Source organism: Microbacterium sp. TS-1 (genome assembly GCF_000509385.1).
GTDB lineage: Bacteria > Actinomycetota > Actinomycetes > Actinomycetales > Microbacteriaceae > Microbacterium > Microbacterium arborescens.
Window position 1 is genome coordinate 465,943 of record NZ_BASQ01000001.1, and the last position, 24,078, is coordinate 490,020.

Genomic DNA, 24,078 nt, shown 5'->3' on the forward strand with positions numbered 1-24,078 from the left:
CGGACCGCTAGCGTCACTTTCCGCATCCCTGACGAAAGGAGGTTCCCCGATGTTGATTTCTGTCACCGCGTTTAACGCTGTTGCTGTTCGTTCCGAGCACCGCGACCGTTTCGTCTGCGTTATCGGTGGAGCCGCCGTCGTCGGTGCTCCGCTGAACGTCTGAGTCTGCGAGTCCCTCGCCCCGTTCCGCCTTTCCGCCCCGCGTGATCTCCGCGCGCCGGGCAGCAGCCCCTGGCTGCCCCCGCGACGCACGTCGTGTCGTCGTCATCGCACATCCGCCCTCTTCGAACGAGGACACCATGAACACCGTCGTACAACGACGTCCCGAGGTCGCGCCTGCGCGGCCTGTCATCCCCGAGCAGACTCTCGTCGGCCGTCCAACCCTCGCTCAGCGCGTTGCGCTGCGGATCGCACTGCGCCTCATCGTGTGGAGCGCGAACCGCGGCGCTAGCTCTGCGCCAGAGGTCGCGTACCGCCGCGAGCAGCTCGCCGCTCGAGAGGCACGCGAGCGCCACTGGGAGCGCGCGTACCTGCTCACTCCCTACCGTTGATCCGCGTGGGGTCTCGGCGACGAGACCCCACGCCATCGAAAGAGAACCATGAACGACATCACCGCGCAGCTCGAGCTGCGCTCTCTCCACATTCCCGACCGCATCGATGCGCCGGACGCCGCGGACTTCTGCGAGATGGTCCGCGTGCGCAATCTCGTGTACCGCGAGATCACCGGCAGCGATGACGACGCCGCCCGCCCCGACGAGCTGCTCCCCCACTATCGCCCGAGTCCGGACGAGACGCGGTTCAGCTGGCTCGCGGTCTGGGACGGCACAGTCGTCGGGCGCGTGGGGCTCGACGTCCCCCACGAGGCCGGATCCGATACGGCGTACTGGCTCATCGAACTGTTGCGTGACGTCCACGGCCGCGGGATCGGGTCGCACGCGCACGCTCTCATCGAGCGCACGGCCCGCGAGCACGGACGGCACGTTCTGCAGACGTACGCCGAGCATCCCGACCAGCCGGGCGACAGGATGGCCGCACCGACGGGGTACGGCGACATTCCGCGCGACCATGCCGCGCGGTTCCTCCTGCGGCACGGCTACACGCTCGAGCAGATCAACCGGAAGAGCGTGCTGGATCTGCCCGGCTCCGCCGCCGTCGTCGATGAGCACCTGGCGCGAGCCGCAGTCGCGGCCGCCGGGTATCGCGTGGTGCGATGGACTGTGCCGACGCCGCCGGAGTTCGTCGAAGGGTACGCCTGGCTCAAATCGCGCATGTCGACCGACGCCCCCGCCGCCGGCCTCGAGGTGGACGAGGAAGAGTGGGATGCCGCGCGCCTGGCCCGCCACGATGCGCGCTACGTCGAAGCGGACCAGACACTGCTCGTGACCGCTGCCCAGCACATCGAGACCGGTGAGCTCGCAGCCTTCAACGAGCTCATGATCAGCTCGGACCGCACCGGAGCGACCCACCAGCACGACACCCTCGTGGCGGCGACGCACCGCGGCCACCGGCTCGGGATGCTCGTGAAGTGCGCAGGGCTCGTGGCGTGGCGCGAGATCGCCCCCGGCTCGCCCCGCGTCATCACCTACAACGCCGAGGAGAATCGGCCGATGCTCGACATCAACGAGGCCCTCGGCTTCCGGCCGCTCTCGTACGAGGGGGCCTGGAAGAAGCGGCTCAGTAGCGGCGACGCTGGCAGCGCGGACAGTAGTGCGATGACCGATTGGTGAACGCGACCCGGACGATGGCCGAGCCGCATCGCGAGCACTCCGCTCCGGTGCGGCCGTAGGCCTCCAGAGAGTGGGCGAAGTAGCCGGCCTGGCCGTTGACGTTCACATACTGCGCGTCGAAGCTCGTGCCGCCCTCGGCGAGAGCCTTCGTCATGACCGCGACGACCGCTTCCAGGAGGCGTTCGCGCGCGGGGCGCGAGAGGAGAGATGCCGCGGTCTCCGGGTGGATGCGGGCCGCCCACAGCGCCTCGTCGGCGTAGATGTTGCCGATACCGCTGACCACGCCCTGATCGAGCAGAACGCGCTTGATGCCCGACGACCGCCGCGCCAGCTCTCGATGGAAGCGCGCGGCGTCGAACGCGGGGTCGAGGGGATCACGGGCGATGTGCCGCACCTGTCCCGGGATCAGGGCAGCATCCGTTCCGCGCCCGCCCGCGGCGCCATCCGCGGTCGGCTCGAGGTCGTCGACGGCCAGGGATCCGAAAGTCCGCTGATCGACGAAGAGCACGGACAGCTCGCCGTGCGCGGGGTGCACGATGTCCCAGCGGATCCGTTCATGACGCTCGGAGGGGGCGCCCGGCTCGCGCAGGAGCATCTGCCCGCTCATCCCCAGGTGGGCGACCACCGCGCGATCCGTGTCCGCCACGGGGAACCACAGGAACTTGCCGCGGCGCGCGGCCGCGGCAAGCGAGCGGCCGATCAGCTCCCGCTCGAAAGACTCCGGCGTCCCGGCGTGGCGCGTGAGCGCGCGCGCATCGAGGACCGTGCAGGCCTCGATGCGCGCGCCGACGACGGCCGGCTCGAGACCGGCACGGACGACCTCGACTTCGGGAAGCTCAGGCACGGGCCGACAGCACGTGCCACACAGCGAGGGCGGCGGCCATCTCGGCCTGCTTCTTGCTGCTTCCCACTCCCTCGCGTGACACGTCGCCGACGGTGACGGTCGCGGTGAAGACGCGGTGGTGGTCCGGCCCCGAGGCCTCGATGCCGTAGACGGGCGGCGCGACGCCCAGATGCGCGGCGAGCTCTTGCAGCGAGGTCTTCGGGTCCATCGCCGCCCCGTACCGCGCGGGGTCGGCCAGAAGCGGCGCCACCAGCCGAAGGACGAGTTCCTGCGCACGGTCCGGGCCCGCCGAGAGGAACGCCGCACCGATCACGGCCTCCATGGCGTCGGCGAGGATCGAGTCTTTATCGCGACCGCCGGTCTGCGTCTCGCCGCGCCCCAGCATGATGTGGTCGCCCAGCCCGATCGTCCGCGCGACCTCGGCCAGGGCGACGGTCGAGACCACACTCGCTCGCCGCTTCGCCAGGGCGCCCTCGTCGAGATCCGGATGCGTGCGGAAGAGGTGCACGGTGACGGCCTGACCCAGGATCGAGTCGCCGAGGAACTCCAGGCGCTCGTTGTGAGGCGTCCCGCCGTTCTCGTACGCGTACGAGCGATGGGTGAGGGCGAGCGACAGAAGCTCGGGGTCGATATCGACCCCGAGCTTGTCGGTGAGCGCCGAGCGCTCGGTGATGTTCTCAGTCACGCCGCTCGTCGTCAGACGTCAGCGACCTTGCGACCCTTGTACTCGAGGAACAGCTCGGTGCCCTGCGAGTCGGTGACGACCTTCGCCTGGTGGGGACGGCTGTAGACGACCTTGCCGTTCTCGATGGTCTTGACGAGGGCGGGAGCCTCGGCCTTCCACTGCGCGCGACGCGAACGCGTGTTGGAGCGGGAGACCTTCCGCTTCGGGGGGTTACCTGCCATGGCTAGCTCTTCTCTGTGTCGGGCGCGACGCGATGGTCTGCGTCGTCGTGGTCTGGGGTGTAGGCCGTCAGCGCGGCCCAGCGCGGGTCGATCTGCACCTGCTCCGCAGGCTCCGCTCCGGGCGTCAGCTTCTCACCCGTGACCGGGTCGAGCCCGGGGCAATCCGGCTGACACACCGGCTGGAACGGAAGCGCCAGGACGATCGAATCCCTGACCGGAGTTTCAAGATCCACGTGGTCGTCTTGAACCTCGAAGTCGGACGCTTCGTCCCCAGAATACCCGAAGAGCTCCTGAAACTCGATTCGGAGGGGGCGTGTCAGCTCCATGAGGCACCGACCGCAGACCCCTTCGTAGACAGTGTCCGCCTCCGCGGTCGCCAGGATGCCCTCGTGGACCGACTCGAGGCGCACCTCGAGTTCGATCGGCTGACCCGACGGGACGAACACGAGGCCCTCACCCCATTTATCGGGCGCGGGCACGCTGAACGCGAACTCCCGCATCTCCCCCGGCTGGCGCACGATGTCGTGCACGGGGATGACGAATGGTCCGGTGACGTGCTTTCTACCCACGATCGACCATGGTAGTCGCCGTGGCGACGAGCGGACTCAGATGCCGCGGGATCCGGTGTCGAGGAAGCGCGCGACGGGCCCCGGGACGAACGGCGAGACGTCGCCACCGAGCGAGGCGACCTGCCGCACGAGCGAGCTCGAGACGAGCGCGTGCGCGGGGTCGGGAAGGAGGAACACGGTCTCGATCTGTGCGAGGTGCCGGTTGACGATCGCCATCGGCGTCTCGTAGGCGACGTCGACCTGCGAACGGATCCCCTTGACGAGGATCCCGGCGCCGACGTCGGTCGCGTAATCGACGAGCAGCCCCATGCTCCACGCGGCGACCACGATCTCGCCCTCGATCCCGGCGTCGTCGATCGACTGCTCGAGCAGCGCCTGCCGCTGCGCGATGGGGAGCATCGCTTCTTTGCCCGGGTTGTGCACGACCAGGACGTGAAGCTGGTCGTAGAGGGCCGCGGCACGACGGATGACGTCGAGATGGCCGAGGGTCGGCGGATCGAAGGAGCCGGGCACGACCGCGATCCGGTTGCTCATGCTCCGAGCCTAGTTCCTATGGAGCGCGCCGCGCTCGTCCTCGCCGAGCCGCCGCGCGATCGCAGCAGCCAGTCCCGGATGGCGGGAGAGGTCGGGGTCGTCGCCCAGCACCTCGGCTGCTTCCTCGCGCGCCTGCGCGATCAAGTCGGCATCGGCGACGACGCGAAGCAGGCGGAGCGAAGACCGGGCGCCCGACTGCGCATCGCCGAGAACGTCTCCCTCGCCGCGGAGCTCGAGGTCGACCTCGGCGAGGGAGAAGCCGTCGGTCGTCGCCGCGACGGCCTCGACCCGCGAACGCGCCGCCGTGTCGGGATCGGCCTCGGTGACCAGGAGGCAGAGACCGGGAACGCTTCCGCGACCGACCCGGCCGCGAAGCTGGTGCAGCTGCGAGACGCCGAACCGCTCGGCTTCGAGGATCACCATCGTCGAGGCGTTGGGCACATCGACGCCGACCTCGACGACCGTCGTGGCCACGAGCACGTCGATCTCACCGCGGGCAAAGGCCTGCATCACGGCATCCTTCTCGTCCGCAGGCATCTTGCCGTGCAGCGTGGCCACCGTCAGATCGGCGAAGGAGGGATGCTGCGCGAGCATTGCGCTCGCCTGCACGACACCCCACCGCGTGCGTGTGCGCGTACCGTCTTCGAGCATGCCCGCGTCGTCGGTGTCGTCGACGACGGCCTTCTCGGCGTCGATCGCCGCACAGACGACGAAGGCCTGGCGCCCGGCGGCCACCTCTTCGGCCACACGCTCCCACACACGGCCGAACCACCCGGGCTTCTCGGCCAGGGGCGCGACGAAGGTCGAGATGCCCGCACGCCCCGTCGGCATCGTGCGGATGGTCGACACGTCGAGGTCTCCGAAGACGGTCATCGCCACGGTGCGCGGAATCGGCGTCGCCGTGAGGACGAGCACGTGGGGCGAGGTTCCCTTGGCGCGCAGGGCCTCGCGCTGCTCGACCCCGAATCGGTGCTGCTCGTCGACGACGACGAGGCCGAGGTCGGCGAACGTCGTCGAGGCGCTCAGCAGGGCGTGGGTGCCGACGACGATCCGTGCCTGGCCGGATGCCGCACGCAGCGCTGCCTTGCGCCGCTCGGCGGCCGGCTGCGCCCCGGTGAGCAGAGTGGGCATCAGCTCGGGTGCCAGCCGCGGCCCGAGCATCTTCGCGATGGATCGCACGTGCTGCGCAGCGAGCACCTCGGTCGGCGCGATCAGCGCGGCCTGCCCGCCCGATTGCGCGACCTGCAGCATCGCGCGCAGGGCGACGAGGGTCTTGCCCGACCCCACTTCCCCCTGCACGAGACGATTCATCGGCCATTCGTTCACGAGGTCTGCGGCGATCGCGTCGCCTACCGTGATCTGGTCCGGCGTGCGCTCGAAGGGCAGGGAAGCGTCGAACTGCTCGAGCAGGTCGCCCGCGGGCCGGGAGGTCGCGGCGAGCTGGCGGACCTGGATGCGGTGCTGGAGGAGTGCTGCTTGCAGTACGAATGCTTCGTGCATCCGCAGGGCCGCGAACCCCGGCCGCACCTGTTCGGGAACCGTGGGCGTGTGGACCTGGACGAGCGCGGTGCGAGCGTCGAGGAGCTGATGACGTGCGCGCACCTCATCGGGGAGCGGATCGGGTACCTCGCCGAGCCGGGCGATGACGTCGGCGATGATCTTGCGCAGCTGCCAGCTGGTGATCGTACTCGTGGCGGAGTAGATGGGGATCGGTTCGAGGCTGCGCGCGACCGCCGTCACGCGCGCCTCGACCTCGTCGTCGAAAAGCTCGTAGTCGGGATGCGCGAACTGCTGCTTCCCCTTGAACACGCCGACCTTGCCCGAGAAGATGCCCTGCCGCCCGACCCGGAGCTCTTGGAGACGCCACTTCTGCCCGAAGAAGGTCAGCGTCGCCTCGCCGACGCCGTCGCTGATCACGACTTCGAGGAGCGAGCCGCGACGCTGACGCATCGGGCGCTCGGAGACCGACTTCACCTCGGCGACGATCGTCGCCATCTCGCCGACGGGCAGTGAGGAGATGGGCGTCAGCTCGCCACGACGGGCATAACGACGCGGATAGTGTGCGAGGAGGTCGCCGACGGTGGACATCCCGAAAGCACGCGAGAGGGTCGCCGCGACCTTCTCGCCCACGGCCTGCGGCAGCGGTGTATCGAGGTCGACCTGCGGCATGGACACGAGTCTAGGCAGGAGGTCGGACACGGTGCCGCCAGGCTCTACGGTAAGAGGATGCTCCGACGCGCGATCGCCCGCCTCTTCTGGACGTTCAGCCGCTGGCGCCTCGTCAGCACACCCGCCCCGACGAGGCCCACGATCCTCATCGGGGCGCCCCACACCTCCAACTGGGACTTCGTGCTCATGCTCGCCATCGCGTGGCGCCTGCAGATCCCCATCCGCTGGCTCGGGAAGAAGAGCCTCTTCCACGGGTGGCGGAGCGGTCCGATGCGGCGGCTGGGCGGCATCCCCGTCGACCGGGACGACCCGTCGCGCGTCGTGGACGACGTCCTCGCGCAGATCGCGGCGGGCGACGTCTTCGGGCTCGTCATCACCCCCGACGGAACCCGGACCTCGCGCACCGGATGGAAGTCGGGCTTCTACCGCATCGCACGCGCGTCGGGTCTGCCCGTCACGCTGGGCTACGTCGACCGCACCACGATGACCACGGGCCTGGGACCGACCATCGAGCTCACCGGCGACGTCGCCGCCGACATGTCGGTCATCCGCGCCTTCTACGCCGACAAGGCCGGCTTCCGCCCCGAGCTCCGCAGCGAGCCACGGCTGCGTGACGAAGAGGGCGGCGGCTTCCCGAAGGGTGATGCCGGAAAGGCGGGACCCGCATGACACGCATCATCGCCGGCGCCGCAGGATCTCTCGCGCTGCGTGTACCCGATCGCGGCACGCGTCCGACGAGCGATCGCGTCCGCGAGTCCCTCTTCGGCGGACTCGACGCATCGGGCATCCTCGACGGCGCGCGTGTGCTCGACCTGTACGCGGGCTCGGGCGCGCTCGGCCTGGAGGCGCTCAGCCGAGGGGCCGCATCCGTCGACCTCGTGGAGAAGTCGGCCCCGGCCGCCGCCGTGACCGAACAGAACGCACGGACAGTCGCGCGAGCAGTCGCCTCGTCGCCGGTCAGGGTCCACCGCAGCAGCGCCGACACGTTCCTCGGGTCGGCGACCGGTCCGTTCGACCTCGTCTTCCTGGATCCGCCCTACGACCTCGACGACGACGCGCTCGCCGTCACGCTCGCGTTGCTCGCAGACCTCTGCGCGCCCGGAGCGGTCGTCATCGTCGAACGCGCCAGCCGCTCCCCCGAGCCGCGTGTTCCGGCGCGACTCGAGCCGTTGCGCACCAAGCGCTACGGCGACACGACCCTGTGGTGGTTCGAACGCGCGGTCGACGCGGATCAGCCCCCGGCACCGTCCCAGTCGCGGTAGGGGTCCCACCCGCCGGCCGAACGCTCCGGCAGCCCGTCGACGGTGAGCGGGTCGGGGCCCGCCGCGCCGACCGAGCCGATCGCACGGAAGCCCGCCGGGAGGATGGTGTTGGCCGGGAAGGTCGCGAGGAGCGCATGATCCTCCCCGCCGCGGAGCGCACGATCGCTGTCCGGGCCCAGCGCGAGACGTGCGATGTCGAGCGTGACCCCCGAGGCGCGCGCGAGCCGACGGGCATCGCGCACCAGGCCGTCCGAGACGTCCATCATCGCTGTCGCGCCCGCTCTCGCCGCCGCCGCGCCGGAGCCGATCGGCGGGCGGGGACGCAGCTGCCCCGCCACAGCAGTGCGCTCGGGCGCGGTGAGGATTTCGGCGTCCACCGCGACCGCCTGACCGTCCTCGTCGCGGAACCGCTCGAACAGGATGTCGAGCCCGGCCGCCGCAAGCCCGACCTCGCCGCAGATCGCCAGGATGTCGCCGGGCCGGGCGCCTGAGCGGAGCACCGGAGAGTGCCCCGGCTCCATCTCGCCGATCGCGGTCACCGCGATCGTCAGAGTGTCCGAGCTCGTGAGGTCGCCGCCCGCGACACGGCAGCCCGGTGCGAGCTCGTCGCAGGCCTCGCGCAGACCGGTCGCGAGCTCCCGGACGAACCCGATGGTCGTCTCGGGAGGCATCGCGAGAGCGACGAACAGGGCCACGGGCCGGGCGCCCATCGCGGCGACGTCCGCCAGGTTGACCGCCGCGGCCTTCGCGCCGAGGTCCCTGCCGGACGACCATGCGAGACGGAAGTCGGGCCCGTGGATGAGGGTGTCGGTCGTCACGACGACGCGCGCATCGGCGAGCTGGAGCACCGCCGCGTCATCACCGGGTCCGACGAGCGAATCGGAAGGACCGAGGCGCTCGAGGATCGCGGCGAGCACCGCCTCCTCCGAGAGCGAGCCGACGGGGGTGGCGGGGGCGGCGTCGGGCATGGCTCCACGCTACCGCCGCGGTCGACCGGCTCGCGGCGCAGTACCCTGGAGAGGTGCTCCGCCGCCGATCCATCCCCGCTCTCGTCCTGGCCTCGGCGACCCTCGTTCTCGCCGGCTGCGCGGGAACCGTGAACGTTCCGGCGGCGCCGCAGGCGAACGCTCCCGAGTGCGCGGACGTGATGGTCCGCCTCCCGCAGACGGTCGCCGGAGCGGAGCGTCGCTGGACCGACAGTCAGGCCACCGCTGCCTGGGGCGACCCCGCCACCATCATCTTCTCGTGCGGCGTAGCCTCGCCCGGCCCGACGACGCTGCGCTGCGAGTCCGTCGCGGGAGTCGACTGGGTGATCGACGAATCCGAGGCTCCCCGGTTCCGCGTCGTCACCTTCGGGCGCACTCCCGCCGTCGAGCTCTTCTTCGACACCGAGAGCTCCGAGGACGTCCAGGGCGTGTCGAGCCGAGAGGTTCTCGACGAGCTCTCGCGAGTCGTCTCTCGGCTTCCCCGCGACGGCGGCGAATGCGTCGAACGCTCGGAGGCTACCCCGGTCCCGTCGCCCGTCGAACCCTGAGCGCGGGTCGCATCTCCGCCGTCGGAACCCGTCAGACGCGGTCGGCGACGCGGGAGAGCGCGATCTCGATCAGCTCGGAGATGAGATCGCCGTAGCTGAGGCCGGAGGCGATCCAGCACTTGGGGAACATCGAGATGGGCGTGAACCCCGGCATGGTGTTCAGCTCGTTGACGTACAGCCCGTCGGGCGTCCGGAAGAAGTCGACGCGCGCGAGACCGCGGCCGTCGACAGCGGCGAAGGCCGCCACCGCCATCCGCTTGAGCGCGTCGATCTCATCCTCGGTGACGTCGGCGGGGCAGACGACCTCCGCGCCGTCACCGCCGAGGTACTTACCCTCGAAGTCGTAGAACTCACGCGTCGTCAGCACGATCTCCCCCGGCAGCGACGCACGGGCGGGCCCGCCGCCGCGTCCCTCCAGGACCGCGACTTCGACCTCACGGCCGACGATCGCGGGCTCGATCAGCACCTTGCCGTCTTCCGCGAAAGCGAGTTCGAGGGCGGCGTCGAGCTCACCGGGTTCGTGGACCTTCGACACGCCGACGCTCGAGCCGGCGCGCGCCGGCTTGACGAAGCTCGGGATGCCGAGAGCCGCGGCATCGGAGCGGACGCCTTCGGGATCCCGACGCCACCGGGCCTCGTCGACGGTGACCCAGGGCGCGACGGGGATACCGGCCGCCTGCAGCACGATCTTCATGAAGTGCTTGTCCATGCACAGCGCCGAGTCGAGGACGCCACCACCGGCGTAGGGCAGCTGCAGGGTGTCGAAGAAGCCCTGTATCGTGCCGTCCTCACCGTGCGGGCCGTGCAGGATCGGCAGCACGACGTCGACCTCGCCGAGGACATCGATGTCGCCGTCGACGCGGCGGACACGCAGCTCGCGCGGTCCGCCCGGCTCCGGCCACAGCACGCGAGTGCCGTTGTCGACGACCTCCGGCATCCGCTCCGGGTTCAGCGCGAACTTATCGGCGTCGTCGTCCTCGAGGACGAAGGCCCCCTCGCGCGTGATCCCGACGGGGATCACGCGGTAACGCTCACGATCGATCGCGCGCAGGACCCCGGCCGCCGTTGCGGAACTGATCGAATGCTCGCTGGAACGCCCGCCGAAGAGCACCGCTACTGTTGTCGTCGCCATGGGGGGTCCTCTCGCCGGTCGGCTTATCGTCGTCGGTGGTCAGGTGGGGCGCGATGTCGCGCGGGTTCATGGTGCCGTCCAGGACCATCTTGACCTGTTCGACGATGGGCATCTGCACTCCCGCGGCGCGCGCCAGCGTCAGGACGGGCGCCACGGACGCCAGGCCTTCGGCGGTCTGGTCCATCTGCTTCACGACGTCCTGGAACGAGAAGCCCTGTCCGAGCAGGCGCCCGGCCGTGTTGTTCCGGCTCAGGGGCGACTGGCAGGTCGCGATGAGGTCGCCGAGGCCCGCAAGGCCCTGGAGCGTCTCGGGGTGAGCTCCCTGTGCCACGGCGAAGTCCGTCATCTCGACCAGACCGCGCGTGATGATCGAGGCCTTCGTGTTCTCGCCGTACCCGACACCGTCCACGATGCCGATCGCGACGGCGATCAGGTTCTTCAGCACACCGCCGAACTCGGTCCCGATGACGTCGGTGTTGACGAACGAGCGGAAGTACCCGTTGCGGGCACGCAGAGCGACCGCCTCGGCGGTGTCCTGACTCGCCGAGGCGATGACGGCGGCGGTCGGCTGCTCTCGCGCGATCTCGAGCGCGAGGTTGGGGCCCGATGCCACCGCGATGCGGTTGGGGTCGCAGTCCAGTCCCTGCTCGATCACCTGGCTCATCCGCAGGCCGGTGCGCTTCTCGACGCCTTTCATGAGCGACACCACCGGCATGGTTCCGCCGGCGATGAGCGGGCGGATGGCGGTGAGGTTCTCGCGCAGCGCCTGGCTCGAGACCGCGAGGTACACCTGCTCAGCACCGTCGAGCGCCTCGGAGAGATGATGGGTGGCCGTCATCGAGCGCGGGAGGTTGATGCCCGGCAGATAGCGGCTGTTGCGCTTGCCTTCGCGGATCTCGTGCGCAAGCTCGGTGCGGCGCGCCCACATCGTGACCTGGGCCCCGCCGTCGGCGAGAACCTTTCCGAACGTCGTTCCCCAGCTGCCCGAACCGATGACGGTGACGCGGGGTCCGGTGGTCTCGGTCCTACGGCTCAAGGCGACCCGTCTCCTTCTGGCCGTGCTGTCCCGGATTCCAGCGCTCGGCGGGCGGCTCCTCGCCGCGGAGCTGCCCCAGCAGGCCCGCGATACGCGCCATGACGGTATCCGTGGCCGCCACCAGCTGGGCCGGCGACGGCGTGACGCCCGGCTCCAGCGCGAGATCCACCCGCGGCCCGAACCGCACGCGGATGCGCTTGCGGAGCGGCCAGGCGCTGAACTTGCCGTAGCGGGGCAGGATCGACTGCACGCCCCACGTCGCGACCGGGATGATCGGGATGTCGCCGGCGGTTGCGACGCGCACCGCGCCCGACTTGCCGCGCATCGGCCACAGCTCGGGCTCGCGGGTCAGCGATCCCTCGGGATACACGATGACGCCGCGGCCGTCGGCCACGAGCTCGGCGGCCTGGGCGATCGCCTGACCGGCGGCGGAGGCCGACGTCGTCCGGGAGACCGGGATCATGCCGAGGCCCTTCAGGACCGCGCCCACGACCGGTACCCGGAAGAGGCTCTCCTTCGCCATGAAGCGCGGTGCCCGCCCGAGCCGCCAGGTCGCGACCGCGATCACGATCGGATCGAACTCGCTGTAGTGGTTCGGGGCGAGGACGTACGGTCCCTCCTCGGGGAGATGCTCACCGCCCTCGATCTCGATCCGGGCGAGCAGTCCGACGGCAGGCACGACCACGGCTGCCGCCAGCCAGAACGGTGTCGGCTTGGTCTTCTCCGCTGACGCGCGACGGCGGTTCTCGGACATCGGTCAGCCGATGACGTCGAAGTCGGCGCCGAGCGCCTCGAGCTTGTCGAAGAACTTCTCGTAACCGCGACGGATGATCCCGACGTTGCGAACGACCGAGACGCCCTCGGCCGCCAGAGCCGCGATGACGTAGCTGTAGCCCCCGCGGAGGTCGGGCACGACGACATCCGCCCCGTGCAACGGGGTCGGACCGGTGATGACCGCGGCCTGCTCGAGCGCACGACGGGGAACGCGGCGATCCGGGCTTGCGATGCCTTCGGGGTGCACCACGATCTGAGCACCCATCTTGTTGAGGGCCTGCGTGAAGCCCAGACGGTTCTCGTACACCGTCTCGTGCACCGTCGAGACGCCTTCAGCCTGAGTGAGTGCGACGATGAGCGGCTGCTGCCAGTCGGTCATGAACCCCGGGTGGACGTCGGTCTCGACCGAGACGGGACGCAGTGCGCCGTCACGACGGAACCGGATGCCGTCCTCCTGGATGTCGAAGTCGCCGCCGGCCTTGCGGAAGACGTTGAGGAACGTCAGCATCTCCTGCTGCTTGGCGCCGCCGACGAAGATGTCGCCGTCGGTCGCCAGCGCAGCGCATGCCCACGACGCGGCCTCGTTGCGGTCGAAGATCGACCGGTGGTCGTATCCCCGGAGCCGGTCGACGCCCTCGATGAAGATGACGCGGTTCGGCTCGTAGGAGATGATCGCGCCCATCTTCTGCAGGACCGCGATCAGATCCATGATCTCGGGCTCGATGGCGGCGTTGCGCAGCTCCGTCGTGCCCTTAGCCCGTACCGCGGTCAGCAGGACCTGCTCGGTGGCCCCGACACTCGGGTAGGGCAGTTCGATGTCGGCCCCGTGAAGGCCCTCCGGCGCCGAGAGACGGATGCCGCTGGGCTGCTTGTCCACGATCGCGCCGAACTTGCGCAGCGCGTCGAGGTGGAAGTCGATCGGGCGGTCGCCGATACGGCAGCCGCCGAGGTCGGGGATGAACGCCTGGCCGAGCAGGTGCAGCAGCGGTCCGCAGAAGAGGATCGGGATTCGCGAAGCACCGGCGTGCGCGTCGATCTCCTCGAACCCGGCCGACTCGGCGCCGCTCGGGTCGAGCCGGTACGTGCCCTCGCCGTCGTCGGCGACCGTCACCCCGTGCACCTCGAGAAGCGAGCGCACCACGGCGACGTCGCTAATGTCGGGGACGTCGCGCAAGACGCTCTCGCTCTCACCGAGCAGCGAGGCGACCATGGCCTTGGTCGCGAAGTTCTTCGCTCCCTTGACGTCGACACGTCCGACGAGGGGCCGTCCGCCCCGGATCTCGAGGATCTCGCCGTCTTCGCGACGGCTGCCGTTCTCCGATGCGATCGGCTCACTCGGCGGAGTGCTCATGCAGGACTTCCTCACTTGGTGATCGAGGGCGGGGCGGATCTTCGCCCCACGGGTCAGGGGCGTGATCCGGGGCTACGCGACGGGGAGTGTCCGAGGTCGCCACGCCTCACGGCGCGCCTCGAACTGCGCGATCGCCTCTTCATTGCGCAGCGTGAGCCCGATGTCGTCGAGTCCCTCGAGGAGCCTCCAACGAGTGTAATCGTCGATCTCGAAGGGGACTCGGAGGTCGCCCAGAGCGGCGACGCGCGCCTCGAGGTCGACCGTCATCCGCACTCCGGGCTGCGCATCCACGGCAGCCCAGATCGCCTCACGGTCCGACTCGGAGATGACGCCGGCGAGGAGTCCCTGCTTACCGGCGTTGCCGCGGAAGATGTCGGCGAACTTGGGGGCCAGCACCACGCGGAATCCGAAGTCGCGCAACGCCCAGACGGCATGCTCACGGCTCGAGCCGGTACCGAAATCCGGACCCGCGACGAGGATCGACGCCCCCGCGAAGGCCGGCTGGTTGAGGACGAACTCGGGATCCTGACGCCAGTTGGCGAAGAGGGCGTCTTCGAAGCCGGTCTTGGTGACGCGCTTGAGGTAGACGGCGGGGATGATCTGGTCGGTGTCGACGGCGGAGCGCTTGAGCGGGGCGACGACACCGGTGTGGGTCTCGAACTTCTCCATGGTCAGGCCTCGACCTTCTCGCGTGCGGGCAGATCGCTCGGTGACGCGAGGCGCCCGAGCACGGCGGTGGCGGCGGCGACGAGCGGCGAGACCAGGTGCGTACGGCCGCCCTTGCCCTGGCGTCCCTCGAAGTTGCGGTTGCTGGTCGACGCGCATCGCTCACCGGGAGCGAGCTGATCGGGGTTCATCCCCAGGCACATCGAGCAGCCGGCGAAGCGCCACTCGGCGCCGAACTCGGTGAAGACGCGGTCCAGGCCCTCGGCCTCCGCCTCGAGCCGCACGCGGGCCGAGCCCGGAACGACCATGACGCGGACGCCGTCCGCCTTCGTGCGTCCCTCGATGATCGACGCGAACGCGCGGAGGTCTTCGATGCGGCTGTTCGTGCACGAGCCCATGAACACGGCGTCGACCGGGATCTCCTTGAGCGGCGTGCCCGGCTGCAGGTCCATGTACTCGAGCGCACGCTCGGCCGCGGCCTTCTCGTTCGGATCGCTGAAGTCGTCGGGCGAGGGAACCGTCGCACTGAGCGACACACCCTGGCCGGGGTTGGTGCCCCATGTGACGAACGGCTCGAGCTCGCCCGCGTCGATGAAGATCTCGGCGTCGTAGACGGCGCCCTCGTCGCTGGGGAGCGTGCGCCAGTAGGCGACGGCGTCTTCCCAGTCCTGCCCGGTCGGCGCGTGCGGACGGCCCTTGACGTACTCGAAGGTGATCTCGTCGGGGGCCACCATGCCGGCGCGGGCGCCGGCCTCGATCGACATGTTGCACATGGTCATGCGCCCCTCCATCGAGAGGGAGCGGATGGCGCTGCCGCGGTACTCGAGCACGTAGCCCTGACCGCCGTTGGTGCCGATCTTGGCGATCACGGCGAGGATGATGTCCTTCGCCGTCACACCTTCCTTCAGCTCGCCCTCGACGGTGATCGCCATCGTCTTGAAGGGCTTCAGCGGCAGCGTCTGCGTCGCCATGACGTGCTCGACCTCGCTCGTGCCGATCCCGAACGCCATCGCGCCGAACGCGCCGTGCGTCGAGGTGTGGCTGTCACCGCACACGACCGTGATGCCGGGCATCGTGAGGCCCAGCTGGGGCCCGACGACGTGGACGATCCCCTGCTCAGCGTCGCCGAGGGAGTGGAGGCGGACGCCGAACTCCTCGGCGTTGCGCCGCAGCGTCTCGATCTGCGTCCGGCTCGTCAGGTCTGCGATCGGCTTGTCGATGTCGAGCGTCGGGGTGTTGTGGTCCTCGGTCGCGATCGTGAGGTCGAGGCGCCGCAGCGGGCGGCCTTCGGCGCGCAGACCGTCGAAGGCCTGCGGACTGGTGACCTCGTGGACGAGGTGCAGGTCGATGTAGATGAGGTCGGGCTGCCCGTCTTCACCCTTGACGACGAGGTGGTCGTCCCAGACCTTCTCGGCCAGGGTGCGCGGGCGCTCGGGAGGGGTGGGAATGCTCATGGGGTTTCGTTCTCCTTGCGAACCGGGATCAAGCCCACGACGGACTCCGCGGCGAGGAGGGGCTCAGAACGAGACCTCGCCGCGGCCGCTAAGGAGAAGGCGAGCGATCCGCATGCGGTCAGAATACCACCGGGCGCGGCGGGGGCGTCCGGTCACGAGCGCTCGTCGTCGCGCACGGACGGCTGCTCGACCGTCGGAGGCGTGCCCTGCTCGTCGGCGACCGCGGCAGCAGCCTGAGTCGGGTCGGCAGCGTCGCGGTCGTGACGCGCGGCGATCAGGCTCGCGACGGTCGCGACGAGCATCGCGCCGACGATGACCCCGAGGGAGACCCACGTCGAGATCTCGGGCGCCCAGGCGATACCGTCGCCGCCGTTGATGAACGCGAGCTCGTTCTCGTGCATGGCGTGGAGGATCAGCTTCACGCCGATGAACGCGAGGATGAATGCGATGCCGTAATGCAGGTACTTGAGCCGGTCGAGCAGGTCGCCCAGCAGGAAGTAGAGCTGCCGCAGGCCCATCAGGGCGAAGATGTTGGCGGTGAACACCAGGAACGGATCCTGCGTGATGCCGAAGATCGCCGGGATCGAGTCGAGGGCGAACAGCAGATCGGTGACGCCGATCGCGACGAAGACGATGATCATCGGGGTGAACATCCGCTTGCCGTCCACGACGGTCCGCACCTTGGGGCCGTCGTACTCGTCGGAGATGTCGACGGTTCGACGGATGATGCGGACGAGGAAGTTCTCCTTCTTCACGTCGTCGTCGTGGTCGCCCTCGGGAAGCGCCTGCTTGATCGCCGTGTAGATGAGGAAGGCCCCGAAGATGTAGAACACCCAGCTGAACTGCTCGATGATCGCCGCCCCCGCGAGGATGAAGAGACCTCGAAGCACCAGCGCGATGATGATGCCCACCATCAGCACCTTCTGCTGATATCGCCGAGGAACCGAGAACTGGCTCATGATCAGGACGAACACGAACAGGTTGTCGATCGACAGGCTGTACTCCGTCAGCCATCCCGCGACGAACTGGCCGGCATGCTCGACGTCGGCGACGGCCCACAGGATGCCGGCGAACACGAGCGCCAGCGACACGTAGAACAGCACCCACAGCGTCGATTCCTTCGGGGACGGGATGTGGGGTCGCTTGACGATGATGAGCAGGTCGGCGACGAGCACGAGCACCAGGACGACGAGCGCGACGATCTGGAACGGCACGGGGAGGTCCATGCGAGCCTTTCGGGGAGGAAGCCTCCCGAGACTACACCCCGGCTCCCCCGCGGCCCGGGTGTGAGACGGTTCGCGACGACGCGACACTGATGGGGTGAGGGAAGGAACTCGGACGCATGGTCGACACGATCGCACGCGGTGATGCCGAACTCGTCGAAGCGGCGGCATCCGGAAGCGAACACGCCTTCCGCACGCTCTACCGGGCTTACGTCCGGCCGGTGTACTGGCTCGCGCACGGCCTTCTCGGCGATTCCGCCGAGGCCGAGGACGTGGCCCAGGAGACGTTTCTCGTCGCCTGGCGCAAGCTCCCGGACCTTCAGCTGGCAGGCGAGTCGCTTCTGCCGTGGCTGATCACGATCTGCCGATTCCAGAGCGCGAACCGCATCCGAAGACGCCAACGCGAACGCCGGCACACGACCGAGGCGGACACCGCCGACGTCGCCGACACCGTCGATGTCGAGCGACAGGTCGTGGAAAGCGACCTGGTCGAGCGCATTCTCGCCGCCGTCGGCTCCCTGAGCCCGCTCGACCAGGACATCTTCCGACTCTGCGCCGCGGAGGGGTTCGCGTACCAAGCGGCAGCCGATCGCCTCGGCGTCAGCCATGGGACCGTCCGGAACCGGCTTTCCCGCATCCGCACTTTCGTCCGCTCGAGCGTTGAACCGGAGCAGTCATGAACGATCTACCCACCCTCGACGACCGCCGCATCGACGCGATCGAGGAGGCGTTGTTCGCGGACATCGCCCGCGAACGGGCGGAGGCACGGGCCCGCGACGACCTTTCCGTGTCGCAGCGACGGCGTCGGCGCCGCACCTGGTGGGGCGCGACAGGAGCGGCCGCAGCCGTCATCGTCGTCGCCGCGGCCATCGCTCCGCAGCTGACCAGCAGCAGCGGCGGCGCGTCATCGGTCTCCCCCGCCGGCGAACCGGGCTGGACGATCGGCTCGCTCGAGGACGGTGGCGTCTCGTCGGACGGCGGCAGCTCTGAGGCTGCTCCTGAGCCTTTCGTCCTCGACGACTCCGGCGCCGCGATCTCCGGGAGCCGCGCCGAGACCGGTGCCGCGGTAAACGGGCGCGAGGTCGTCGCGACGGCATCGGCCTCGGTGGTCGTCAGCGATCCCCGCGCCGCAGCGGAGTCGATCGCCGATGCAGCGGTCGCAGCCGGCGGGTACGTCGAATCGATGAGTCTCGGTGACGGCGCTCCGGCGCCCCTCGACGGGGTGGCGACGTGGCCGCGCCCCTCGGGAACGGCATGGGTGAGCGTGCGCGTCCCCGCGACGGGTCTGGAGGATGCGATCGCGGGCCTCTCGGACGTCGGCGAGGTCGAGAGCTCCCAGGTCTCGCGCGACGACGTGACGACTCAGACCACAGACCTGCGTGCGCGGGTAGCCGCCGGTCAGGCCTCGGTCGAGCGGCTGACGGAGCTCATGGGGCAAGCGGGCTCGGTCGCGGATCTCATCGCAGCCGAGTCCGCGCTCGCTGAGCGACAGGCCGACCTCGACTCGCTGCAGCAGCAGCTCACCGCGCTCGAGTCGCAGGTCGCCCTGTCGTCGCTCACGGTTCAGCTGCAGGTTCCGGCCGAGAAGGTGGACGCCGATCCCGCGGGCTTCGGCGACGGACTCGCGACGGGATGGAACGGGCTCATCGCCACGTTCAACGGGATCGTCGTGGGGCTCGGATTCCTGCTCCCCTGGCTCGCCGTGATCGGGCTCACGGCTGCGCTGATCTGGCTCGTCGTCTCGACGACTCGCCGGCGTCGGGCGCGTCGGGAATCGCCCGAGTCCTGAACGCGCAGCGGGGAGATCCCGGGCGGGAATGCGAAACGCCCATCCGAGAGGATGGGCGTTTCGCGGTGGTGACCCCAGCGGGATTCGAACCCGCGTTACCGCCGTGAGAGGGCGGCGTACTAGGCCGCTATACGATGGGGCCGTACTTTTCTGTCTTCCCCGGGGCTCCGGAGGCAACCGTTAAAGTATGCCACGGCCTCGCGCATCCGGCAAAATCGAGGCCCCCATTGCCGTCTCGGGCGTGTCGGGCGTTGACTGAGGACATGCATGTCACCAAGCACGAACACGCCTGCCTGCGCCTCGAGCGCGAGGGCAAGACCCTGATCATCGATCCCGGCACGTTCACCTCACCTCTCGAGGATCTGCACGACGTCGTGGCTGTCGTCGTCACCCACGAGCATCCCGATCACTGGACGTCCCAGCACCTCTCGTCGATCCTCGACCAGTTCCCGAACATCCCCGTGTACGGCCCCGAGGGTGTCGTGCGGGCGGCCGCGGGGTTCGACATCCGCGAGGTCTCCCCCGGTGACAAGCTGGAGGCGGGCCCGTTCAGCCTCGAGTTCTTCGGCGGACGCCACGCGGTGATCCACGAGTCGATCCCCGTGATCGACAACGTCGGCGTCCTCGTCGACGACGAGTTCTACTACCCCGGCGACTCCTACGCCGTGCCCGAGGGAGCGCATGTGAAGCTCCTCGCGGCGCCCGTCGGCGCCCCCTGGCTGAAGATCGGCGACGCGATGGACTTCGTGCTCGAGATCAAGCCGCAACGGGTCTTCGCGACCCACGACATGACGCTGTCTGCGGCCGGCCTGTCGATGGGCCGCGAGCGGCTCTCGTGGGCGGCCCAGCAGAATGGCGGCGACTTCGTGGCGCTGGACCCGGGCGACTCCACCGACATCTGACCCCCGGAAACGACGGATGCCGTGGACCCGAAGGTCCACGGCATCCGTGCTTCGCGGGCGGATCAGGCCGCGTCGTGGTCGATCTCGAGGAAGGCGACGAGCTCGTCGAGCGCCTTCTCGGCACCCTCACCCTCGGCCTTGAGCGTCACGACCGAGCCCTGCGAGGCGCCCAGGCCCATGATGCTCAGGATGCTGCCGGCGTTCAGGTCGGGGCCGCCCTCGACGGCGATCGTGACGGGGACGCCCTTCGACTGCACCTCCTGCACGAAGAGCTTCGCGGGGCGGGCGTGCAGTCCGGAGCTGCTCGCGATGGTGGCGGTGCGTTCTGCCATGGTGGTGTCTCCTCAGACTGTCGCGGTCGCCGCGGCCGGGGCCGGGGCGGTGGAGCTCTTGCGGACGTACTTCTTGAGCACGACGAGCAACAGCGCAGAAACGACGGTACCTGTCAGAAGCGCGACGAAGAAACCCCACACCGGCGAGATGGCGAACAGCACGAACACGCCGCCGTGCGGAGCGAAGCTCTGGACCCCGAACCACATGCTCAGCGCACCGGTGATCGCCCCGCCGACGAGGGATGCCGGGATGACGCGCAGCGGGTCCGCCGCCGCGAACGGGATCGCACCCTCACTGATGAACGATGCGCCCAGCAGCCATGCCGCCTTGCCGTTCTCGCGCTCGACCGGCGTGAAGAGCGGACGGGCGAGCACCGTCGACGCGAGCGCAAGAGCCAGCGGCGGCACCATTCCCGCCGTCATGACCGCAGCCATGATGAGGTACGGGGCTGTGTTCTCCGTCGACGCGGCCGCGAGGCCGGTGGTGGCGAAGACGTAGGCGACCTTGTTGATCGGACCGCCGAGGTCGAAGCACATCATGAGGCCCAGGATCACGCCGACGACGATGAGGCCCGCACCGCTCTGGGTGAGGTTCGTGAGTCCGTCGGTCAGGAGCGCCATGAGCGCGGCGATGGGGCGGCCCAGGAACAGGATCATGAGACCCGAGGCGACGATCGAACCGAGCAGCGGGATGATGACGACGGGCATCAGACCGCGCAGCCAGCGCGGGGCGGGGAGGCGTCCGAGCCACCAGGCCACGAAGCCGGCGAGGAAACCTCCGATGATGCCGCCGATGAAGCCGGCGCTCATCGCGACGGCGATCGCACCGGCGACGAATCCGGGAGCGATGCCCGGGCGGTCCGCGATCGCGTAGGCGATGTAGCCCGCGAGGGCGGCCACCAGGAAGCCCATGGATGTCGAGCCGATCATGAACGCCACCGACCCGAGGTACTGGCCGAGCGGGCCGAACGGCGACGTGATGTCGGTGGTCGGCAGGTTCCACAGCGCGTTGTCGATGATGACCTTCGACGCATTCGCCGTGACCTCGTAGCCGCCGAGGGCGAAACCGAGGGCGATCAGGAGACCGCCGCCGGCGACGAAGGGGATCATGTAGCTGACGCCCGTGAGCAGGATGCGCTGGATCTTCGCACCCCACGACAGGTTCTGCGACGCGGTTCCCGCACCGGAACCGGCATCCGCTGCGGCACCGCTGACGCGGGCGGCGTTCGGGTTGGACGCGGCGGCGACGGCTTCGCGGATCATCTGCGCGGGCTGCTCGATGCCGCGCTTGACGCCCGAGCGGATGACCGGCTTGCCGGCGAACCGCGACATCTCGCGGACGTCGACGTCGGTGGCGAAGATCACGGCGTCGGCGTTGTCGATGACGGATGCCGGCAGCGCCTGGTATCCGCTCGAGCCCTGGGGTTCGACGACGAGGTCGACCCCCGCTTCCTTACCCGCGGCCGTCAGGGCGTCGGCGGCCATGAAGGTGTGGGCGATGCCCGTCGCGCACGAGGTCACGGCGACGATGCGCGCGGGCCGACCGTCGATCGTCAGGTCGCCGGAGGCTGCTGCAGCCGGGGCAGCGGAGGTGGCCGGCGGCGCGGCGGTTGCGGAAGCCGGAGCGGCCTCACCCTCGCCGATCGCCGCGCGAACCGTACGCACGACGTCGTCGGCAGTCGCCGCCGCGCGGAGGTCGCTCGTGAACGTGTCCTGCATCAGGCTGCGGGCGAGACGCGAGAGCACGGCGAGGTGCTCCTCGGCGGCGTTCTCGGGCGCGGCGATGAGGAAGACGAGGTCGGCCGGTCCGTCGGGCGCCCCGAAGGCCACGCCCGGCTTCAGCCGTGCGAAGGCGAGGGAGGCCTGCGTCACCGCAGCGCTCTTCGCGTGCGGGATCGCGATGCCACCGGGAAGCCCGGTCTCGTCCTTCTCCTCGCGAGCGATCGCGTCATTCGCGAGGGCGTCGGCGTCCGTGGCGCGGCCCTGCGCTGCGACGAGGCGAGCGAGAGCGCGGATGACGTCCTTCTTGTCGGTCCCGAGGGGCGCGTCGAGGCTGACGAGCTCCGGGGTGATGGTGTCGGACACGGTGTCCTCCTGGTTCGAGTGTTGCGGGTCGTTCGGATCAGTGATGGAGCTCGCGGACGGGGACGTCCGCGGTGGGGAGATCGGTCGGAGTCGGGGCTTGTGTGCCGTCGAGCGCCGCGGCCGCCGAACCGTAACGGATGGCGGAGACGAGGGATGCAGCGGGGTCCGCGCCGCGCGAGTCGGCGAGCAGGAAGCCCGCGAGCGAGCTGTCACCTGCGCCGACCGTGCTGCGAACGCGGGTGGGAGGCGGAGTGGCCGCCCACGCGCCTCGGTCGGAGACGAAGACGGCACCGTCGCCACCGAGAGTCACGAGCGCGGCCCCCACCGTCGCGGGGACGAGCCCGCGAGCGGCGAGGTGTACCGCCTCGGCGAGGGTGTCGGCTGCGGGCAGCGCTGCGCCGAGAAGATCGGCGAGCTCTTCATCGTTCGGCTTGATGAGGTCGGGACGTCCATCCGCGACGACCGCGCGCAGTGCGGCGCCCGACGTGTCGACGGCGATCCGCGGCGCCTCATGGCCCAGCCGCTCGCGAACCGCGCGGATGACGCGGACGTAGGCGTCATCCGGCAGGCCGGGCGCGAGCGAGCCGGCGAGCACGAGCCATCGGGCGCCGCGCGCGCACTCGGCGACGACGTCGATGACGTCGTCGAGGTCGTCCGCGCTCAGAGCCACACCGGGGAGATTGATCTTCGTCGTCTCGCCGGTGGGGTCGGTGACCGCGATGTTCGCGCGGGTTCGGCCGCGCACCGCGACCGTACGCACGTCGACATCCCCCTCCGCCAGCACTGCAGCGAACGGGTCGGCGGGGTCCAGGGGCAGCACGGCCAGACTGTCGGCCCCCGACGCGCGCAGAACGCGCGCGACGTTGATGCCCTTGCCTCCGGCATCCTCGCGGACAGCGGACGCCGTCTGAACCTCGCCGACACGCAGCGGAGCGTCGATCGAGATGGTCCGGTCGAGCGACGGGTGCACCGTCAGGGTCACGATCATGCGATCCATACCTCCACGTCGGCCTCGCGCAAGGCGCGGGCGAGGTCTTCGTCCGGCTCCCGGTCGGTCACGACGACGTCGAGGTCCGAGAGGTCGGCGAACGACACGAGCAATTCGGAGTCGAACTTGTCGGCGTCGACGAGCAGAATGACCCGCCGGGCGCCGGCGACGACGGCGCGCTTGACCGCGGCCTCATCCGGGTCGGGCGTCGTCAGCCCCGCGTCGCGGGCGATGCCGTTCGTGCCGAGGAAGGCCACGTCGGGGCGCAGCCGTGAGATGGCCGCCACGGTGTCGGATCCGACGGCGGCCGCGGTCAGTCCTCGGACGCGCCCGCCGATGGCGGTCAGCCCGATGCCGCTCGCGCCGGCGAGCGAGTGAGCGATCGTCATCGAATGCGTGACGACCTCGAGGCCGCTGGGCGCGCTGCGGGCGATCAGCGCCTCGGCGAAGGCGGCGGTCGTCGTGCCCGCATCGACATAGACCGATCCGGCCCCGCCCGGAAGGGCAGCCAACGCACGACGGGCGATGCGCTCCTTGGCCGCCGAGTGACGCTGGGAGCGTTCCGCGACGGAGGGCTCGGCCGTGCTCACGCGTTCTGCCGAGACGGCGCCTCCGTGGACTCGGCGCAGGACGCCGGTCTCCTCGAGGACGGCGAGGTCGCGGCGCACTGTCTCGGTCGTGACGTCGAACCGCGACGCGAGGTCGACCACGGCGACGCGGCCGTGGGCGGCGAGCATTCGTTCGATGAGCTGCTGGCGCTCCATTGCGTACACGACATCCTCCTTCGGATGCCCACACGAT

The 24,078-nt window shown here is 69.8% G+C and carries 26 protein-coding genes and 1 tRNA gene; 8 read left to right on the forward strand and 19 right to left on the reverse strand.

Translation table 11 applies throughout. From position 1 onward, the window contains the following. Positions 1–299: 299 nt before the first annotated feature. Both MTS1_RS02135 and MTS1_RS02140 read left to right on the forward strand, forming a co-directional pair. Complete coding sequence (locus MTS1_RS02135; RefSeq protein ID WP_023950993.1) at positions 300–551, forward strand: hypothetical protein; 252 nt, start codon at positions 300–302, stop codon at positions 549–551. A 48-nt stretch (positions 552–599) separates the two neighbouring features. Beyond that, positions 600–1,727: a GNAT family N-acetyltransferase gene (locus MTS1_RS02140; protein WP_023950994.1), complete on the forward strand. Its 1,128-nt coding sequence runs from the start codon at positions 600–602 to the stop codon at positions 1,725–1,727. Here the strand turns inward: MTS1_RS02140 and mutM are convergent. The 6 genes from mutM to MTS1_RS02170 form a co-directional block, all read right to left on the reverse strand. Then, positions 1,675–2,571, reverse strand: a complete 897-nt coding sequence (gene mutM, locus MTS1_RS02145) for a bifunctional DNA-formamidopyrimidine glycosylase/DNA-(apurinic or apyrimidinic site) lyase (RefSeq protein ID WP_023950995.1) — start codon at positions 2,569–2,571, stop codon at positions 1,675–1,677. The genes MTS1_RS02140 and mutM overlap by 53 nt on opposite strands. Further along, on the reverse strand, positions 2,564–3,256 hold the full coding sequence (gene rnc, locus MTS1_RS02150; RefSeq protein WP_023950996.1) for a ribonuclease III: 693 nt from the start codon (positions 3,254–3,256) through the stop codon (positions 2,564–2,566). The genes mutM and rnc overlap by 8 nt, the downstream gene beginning before the upstream one ends. Before the next feature lie 11 nt (positions 3,257–3,267). Further along, positions 3,268–3,477, reverse strand: coding sequence for a 50S ribosomal protein L32 (gene rpmF, locus MTS1_RS02155; protein ID WP_013586329.1), 210 nt, complete (start codon positions 3,475–3,477; stop codon positions 3,268–3,270). 2 nt (positions 3,478–3,479) lie between these two features. Then, positions 3,480–3,977 (reverse strand): DUF177 domain-containing protein, encoded by a 498-nt coding sequence (locus tag MTS1_RS02160; RefSeq protein ID WP_052007726.1) that lies wholly within the window; start codon positions 3,975–3,977, stop codon positions 3,480–3,482. A 105-nt stretch (positions 3,978–4,082) separates the two neighbouring features. Next, on the reverse strand, positions 4,083–4,580 hold the full coding sequence (coaD, locus tag MTS1_RS02165; RefSeq protein WP_023951000.1) for a pantetheine-phosphate adenylyltransferase: 498 nt from the start codon (positions 4,578–4,580) through the stop codon (positions 4,083–4,085). A 9-nt stretch (positions 4,581–4,589) separates the two neighbouring features. Beyond that, complete coding sequence (locus MTS1_RS02170; protein ID WP_023951002.1) at positions 4,590–6,749, reverse strand: ATP-dependent DNA helicase RecG; 2,160 nt, start codon at positions 6,747–6,749, stop codon at positions 4,590–4,592. Between the two features lie 57 nt (positions 6,750–6,806). On the opposite strand from MTS1_RS02170, the gene MTS1_RS02175 reads away from it, so the two are divergent. Both MTS1_RS02175 and rsmD read left to right on the forward strand, forming a co-directional pair. Then, on the forward strand, positions 6,807–7,418 hold the full coding sequence (locus tag MTS1_RS02175) for a 1-acyl-sn-glycerol-3-phosphate acyltransferase (RefSeq protein ID WP_023951004.1): 612 nt from the start codon (positions 6,807–6,809) through the stop codon (positions 7,416–7,418). Then, the gene (rsmD, locus tag MTS1_RS02180) at positions 7,415–8,011 is read left to right on the forward strand and encodes a 16S rRNA (guanine(966)-N(2))-methyltransferase RsmD (protein WP_023951006.1); all 597 of its coding nucleotides are present in this window, start codon (positions 7,415–7,417) and stop codon (positions 8,009–8,011) included. Before MTS1_RS02175 ends, rsmD begins: the two co-directional genes overlap by 4 nt. Here rsmD and thiL read toward each other — a convergent pair. Then, positions 7,981–8,979, reverse strand: coding sequence for a thiamine-phosphate kinase (gene thiL / locus MTS1_RS02185; protein ID WP_023951008.1), 999 nt, complete (start codon positions 8,977–8,979; stop codon positions 7,981–7,983). The two genes, rsmD and thiL, sit on opposite strands and share 31 nt — an antisense overlap. Before the next feature lie 53 nt (positions 8,980–9,032). Here thiL and MTS1_RS02190 point away from each other — a divergent pair, with 53 nt between their 5' ends. After that, positions 9,033–9,545, forward strand: a complete 513-nt coding sequence (locus MTS1_RS02190; RefSeq protein WP_023951010.1) for a DUF3515 family protein — start codon at positions 9,033–9,035, stop codon at positions 9,543–9,545. A gap of 31 nt (positions 9,546–9,576) precedes the next feature. On the opposite strand, the gene MTS1_RS02195 is transcribed toward MTS1_RS02190, so the two are convergent. The 7 genes from MTS1_RS02195 to MTS1_RS02225 all read right to left on the reverse strand — a co-directional run bounded on the left by MTS1_RS02195 (position 9,577) and on the right by MTS1_RS02225 (position 17,184). Continuing rightward, positions 9,577–10,677, reverse strand: coding sequence for a D-alanine--D-alanine ligase family protein (locus MTS1_RS02195; RefSeq protein ID WP_023951012.1), 1,101 nt, complete (start codon positions 10,675–10,677; stop codon positions 9,577–9,579). Continuing rightward, a complete protein-coding gene (locus MTS1_RS02200; protein ID WP_023951014.1) occupies positions 10,577–11,713 on the reverse strand; it encodes an NAD(P)H-dependent glycerol-3-phosphate dehydrogenase in 1,137 nt (378 codons plus the stop codon). Before MTS1_RS02200 ends, MTS1_RS02195 begins: the two co-directional genes overlap by 101 nt. Continuing rightward, positions 11,703–12,467, reverse strand: coding sequence for a 1-acyl-sn-glycerol-3-phosphate acyltransferase (locus MTS1_RS02205; RefSeq protein WP_023951016.1), 765 nt, complete (start codon positions 12,465–12,467; stop codon positions 11,703–11,705). The genes MTS1_RS02200 and MTS1_RS02205 overlap by 11 nt, the downstream gene beginning before the upstream one ends. A 3-nt stretch (positions 12,468–12,470) precedes the next feature. Continuing rightward, a complete protein-coding gene (gene murA / locus MTS1_RS02210) occupies positions 12,471–13,838 on the reverse strand; it encodes a UDP-N-acetylglucosamine 1-carboxyvinyltransferase (protein WP_023951018.1) in 1,368 nt (455 codons plus the stop codon). A 72-nt stretch (positions 13,839–13,910) separates the two neighbouring features. Continuing rightward, positions 13,911–14,507 carry a 3-isopropylmalate dehydratase small subunit gene (gene leuD / locus MTS1_RS02215; protein ID WP_023951020.1) on the reverse strand — a complete coding sequence of 199 codons (597 nt, stop codon included), beginning with the start codon at positions 14,505–14,507 and terminating at the stop codon, positions 13,911–13,913. Positions 14,508–14,509: 2 nt separating this feature from the next. Continuing rightward, complete coding sequence (leuC, locus tag MTS1_RS02220; protein ID WP_023951022.1) at positions 14,510–15,958, reverse strand: 3-isopropylmalate dehydratase large subunit; 1,449 nt, start codon at positions 15,956–15,958, stop codon at positions 14,510–14,512. Between the two features lie 152 nt (positions 15,959–16,110). Beyond that, positions 16,111–17,184, reverse strand: coding sequence for a TerC family protein (locus MTS1_RS02225; RefSeq protein ID WP_023951024.1), 1,074 nt, complete (start codon positions 17,182–17,184; stop codon positions 16,111–16,113). A gap of 116 nt (positions 17,185–17,300) precedes the next feature. Here MTS1_RS02225 and MTS1_RS02230 point away from each other — a divergent pair, with 116 nt between their 5' ends. Together MTS1_RS02230 and MTS1_RS02235 are read left to right on the forward strand one after the other, a co-directional pair. Then, on the forward strand, positions 17,301–17,861 hold the full coding sequence (locus tag MTS1_RS02230) for an RNA polymerase sigma factor (protein ID WP_023951025.1): 561 nt from the start codon (positions 17,301–17,303) through the stop codon (positions 17,859–17,861). Beyond that, the gene (locus MTS1_RS02235; RefSeq protein ID WP_023951026.1) at positions 17,858–18,970 is read left to right on the forward strand and encodes a DUF4349 domain-containing protein; all 1,113 of its coding nucleotides are present in this window, start codon (positions 17,858–17,860) and stop codon (positions 18,968–18,970) included. Before MTS1_RS02230 ends, MTS1_RS02235 begins: the two co-directional genes overlap by 4 nt. A 66-nt stretch (positions 18,971–19,036) precedes the next feature. Here the strand turns inward: MTS1_RS02235 and MTS1_RS02240 are convergent. Then, positions 19,037–19,112 (reverse strand) — tRNA-Glu (locus tag MTS1_RS02240). A gap of 121 nt (positions 19,113–19,233) precedes the next feature. Between MTS1_RS02240 and MTS1_RS02245 the strand changes: the two genes are divergently transcribed. Next, complete coding sequence (locus MTS1_RS02245; RefSeq protein ID WP_023951027.1) at positions 19,234–19,872, forward strand: MBL fold metallo-hydrolase; 639 nt, start codon at positions 19,234–19,236, stop codon at positions 19,870–19,872. Positions 19,873–19,934: 62 nt separating this feature from the next. Here the strand turns inward: MTS1_RS02245 and MTS1_RS02250 are convergent, their stop codons facing one another. Genes MTS1_RS02250 through MTS1_RS02265 form a run of 4 tightly spaced genes read right to left on the reverse strand, consistent with a single transcriptional unit; the run spans position 19,935 to position 24,050 of the window. Continuing rightward, the gene (locus MTS1_RS02250) at positions 19,935–20,204 is read right to left on the reverse strand and encodes an HPr family phosphocarrier protein (RefSeq protein WP_023951028.1); all 270 of its coding nucleotides are present in this window, start codon (positions 20,202–20,204) and stop codon (positions 19,935–19,937) included. Between the two features lie 12 nt (positions 20,205–20,216). Further along, the gene (locus MTS1_RS02255; protein WP_023951029.1) at positions 20,217–22,289 is read right to left on the reverse strand and encodes a fructose-specific PTS transporter subunit EIIC; all 2,073 of its coding nucleotides are present in this window, start codon (positions 22,287–22,289) and stop codon (positions 20,217–20,219) included. A 37-nt stretch (positions 22,290–22,326) separates the two neighbouring features. After that, the gene (locus MTS1_RS02260) at positions 22,327–23,277 is read right to left on the reverse strand and encodes a 1-phosphofructokinase family hexose kinase (RefSeq protein ID WP_023951031.1); all 951 of its coding nucleotides are present in this window, start codon (positions 23,275–23,277) and stop codon (positions 22,327–22,329) included. Next, positions 23,274–24,050: a DeoR/GlpR family DNA-binding transcription regulator gene (locus MTS1_RS02265; protein ID WP_023951033.1), complete on the reverse strand. Its 777-nt coding sequence runs from the start codon at positions 24,048–24,050 to the stop codon at positions 23,274–23,276. Before MTS1_RS02265 ends, MTS1_RS02260 begins: the two co-directional genes overlap by 4 nt. Positions 24,051–24,078 lie beyond the last annotated feature (28 nt).